Origin of the sequence: Thioalkalivibrio halophilus, assembly GCF_001995255.1 — a bacterium.
Lineage (GTDB): Bacteria > Pseudomonadota > Gammaproteobacteria > Ectothiorhodospirales > Ectothiorhodospiraceae > Thioalkalivibrio > Thioalkalivibrio halophilus.
The window spans coordinates 1-2,470 of the sequence record NZ_MUZR01000083.1 but is presented as its reverse complement, the minus strand read 5'-3'; the positions used below and the strand labels follow the sequence as shown (position 1 = coordinate 2,470).

Below are 2,470 nucleotides of genomic sequence, written 5' to 3'. Positions count from 1 at the left end.
CCGGTGTCACCGCGGAGCGCCTCGCCGGGCTGGCCGCCTCACCCGCCGCGGGCGGGGAGCCCGGCAGCGAGCCGCCACTGGACTATGTCGGTGAAGAGGACGGGACCCACGCGATCATGGCGGATGCCGACCTCCTGCTCACCGCGTCAGGCACCGCGACCCTGGAAGCCGGCCTGCTGCGCGCCCCGATGCTGGTGTTCTACCGCATGGGGGCCGTGTCGCATCTGGTGTTCCGCCGGCTGGTGCACCTGGAGCACATCGCTCTGGTCAACATCGTCGCCGAGGAAGGGGTCGTCCCCGAATACCTGCAGCACGACGCGACGCCGCAACGCCTCGCCGAGGATGCGGACGCCCTGCTGCGGGAACCGGAACGCCTGGAAGCGATGCGCGAGCGCCTGTCACGGGTACGGGAAAGACTGGGCGACGGCGGCGCGGATCGCCGCGTGGCCGCAGCGGCCGCCGAGATGCTGGAGCACGGACACCTGCTGCCCGCCGACTGACGCCCCGTGCGGGCTCGGCGCGTTTGCCCCTGGTTCGCGACCAGGGCCGCCCCTGCATGCCGGAACCCGACAAATGCCCCGTGCGCCCCATGCGGTACCCCTGCAGGAGCGCGCTTACGCGCGAAAACCGCGATCAGTGCTGGCGACCACCCCGCAGGATGCCGCGCCGCGATCCCTGGACGAAGTGGATCAGGTCGCGCACCTCGGGGATATCGGTCTCCGCCAGCATCGCGTCGAGATGGGATTCGCGCCCGGCCCGTCCGCGCATGCCGCGGATGAACACCCGGTGCAGCCCCTGGATCGCCACGTCGCTGAAACCGTTGCGGCGCAGCCCCACCTTGTTGATGCCGATCAGCCGCGCATAGTTACCGCTGGCCAGACAGTACGGCGGCAGGTCGCGGTTGAGCGCCGAGCCCATGCTGGTGAACGCGAAGGTCCCCACGCGGCAGAACTGGTGCACCAGGGTAAAGCCGCCCAGGGTGGCCTTGTCGTGGATCTCCACGTGGCCGGCCAGCGAGGTGGCATTGGAAAAGATGATCTCGTTGCCGATGGTGCAGTCGTGGGCGATGTGCACATAGGCCATGATCAGGTTGTCATGGCCGATCACCGTCTCGCCCAGCCCCTTGGCGGTGCCGCGGCTGAGGGTCACCGACTCGCGGATCACGTTGCGGTCGCCGATCACCAGCCGGGTCGGCTCACCGCGATAGCTGGTATCCTGGGGCTCCTCGCCGATCGAGGAGAACTGGAAGATACGGTTGTCGCGGCCGATTTCGGTCGGACCGTTGATCACCACGTGCGGCCCGACTCGGGTCCCCGCGCCGATGCGCACGTTCGGGCCGATCACCGAGAACGGTCCGACTTCCACCGAGCTGTCGAGCTCGGCGCTCGGATGGATGTCCGCCCGCGAATCGATCACGCGTCGATTTCCTTGCCCGCACACATCAGTTCAGCGGTGGCGCAGATCTCGTCGCCTACCTTCGCCTCGGCATCGAAGCGCCAGATCCCGCGCACCGTGCGCGTCAGCTCCACCCGCAGATCCAGCTGATCGCCGGGCACCACCTGGCGGCGGAAACGCGCCTGGTCGATGCCCACGAACAGGTAGAGCTGCTGCTTGTCCTGATTGACGCCGCGCGCCTCCTCGGTCTTGAAGGCCAGCAGCCCGGTCGCCTGGGCCAGGGCCTCGAGGATCAGTACCCCCGGCATCACCGGCTTGACCGGGAAATGCCCCTGAAAGAACGGCTCGTTGATGCTGACGTTCTTCAGCCCGACCAGATGCTCGCCGGGTTCGCACTCCACCACCCGATCCACCATGAGGAACGGGTATCGATGGGGGAGGTACTGCATGATCTGCTGAACGTCGAGGGCATCCACGGGGCGTATCCTGTGTTCTTGTTAGGGTATTGTCGCGCCGGGCCGCCGGATGCCCTGCTTTTTATGTGTCGCGCGCGCGCCGACCCATGCGCCGCAGACGGGCCAGGGTCCGGTTCCACAGGCGGGCCTCCTGGTGCGGAACACCCGAGGCGTAGTGCCCGGCATGATCGATGCTGCGCGTAACCAGTGTCATCGCGTGGATCGTCACGTGATCGGCAATGCTCAGATGGCCGAGGATCCCCGCCCCTCCACCAATGGCGCAGTGACGACCGATACGGGCGCTGCCGGCGATTCCGACACAGCCGGCGATGGCCGTATGGTCTCCAATCTCGACGTTATGGGCAACATGAACAAGGTTGTCGATCTTCACGCCTTCACCAATCCGGGTATCTTCCACGGCCCCGCGGTCGACCGTGCAGTTGGCCCCGATCTCCACGTCGCTGCCGACCCGGACAGCGCCGAGCTGCTCGATCTTGAGCCAGGTGCCGTCTTCCGGCGCGAAGCCGAAACCGTCGGCCCCGATGACCGTGCCGGCGTGCACCAGACAGCGCTCGCCCAGCACCACGCCGTCGAGTACGCGCACGCCGGCACGGTCATCG

General features: G+C 67.6%; 3 protein-coding genes and 1 pseudogene. 1 reads left to right on the top strand and 3 read right to left on the bottom strand.

Annotation, left to right across the window (positions count from 1 at the left end; all coding sequences use genetic code 11):
- Window positions 1-500 (top strand): annotated as a pseudogene (locus B1A74_RS13765) (lipid-A-disaccharide synthase); the annotation flags it as partial.
- A 133-nt stretch (window positions 501-633) separates the two neighbouring features.
- Here B1A74_RS13765 and lpxA read toward each other — a convergent pair.
- The 3 genes from lpxA to B1A74_RS13750 form a co-directional block, all read right to left on the bottom strand.
- Complete coding sequence (gene lpxA, locus B1A74_RS13760; protein WP_018947807.1) at window positions 634-1,416, bottom strand: acyl-ACP--UDP-N-acetylglucosamine O-acyltransferase; 783 nt, start codon at window positions 1,414-1,416, stop codon at window positions 634-636.
- Complete coding sequence (gene fabZ, locus B1A74_RS13755; RefSeq protein ID WP_018947806.1) at window positions 1,413-1,871, bottom strand: 3-hydroxyacyl-ACP dehydratase FabZ; 459 nt, start codon at window positions 1,869-1,871, stop codon at window positions 1,413-1,415. Before fabZ ends, lpxA begins: the two co-directional genes overlap by 4 nt.
- A gap of 61 nt (window positions 1,872-1,932) precedes the next feature.
- Window positions 1,933-2,470 (bottom strand): UDP-3-O-(3-hydroxymyristoyl)glucosamine N-acyltransferase (locus tag B1A74_RS13750; protein ID WP_143592268.1); only part of this gene is annotated, 538 nt, incomplete at its 5' end.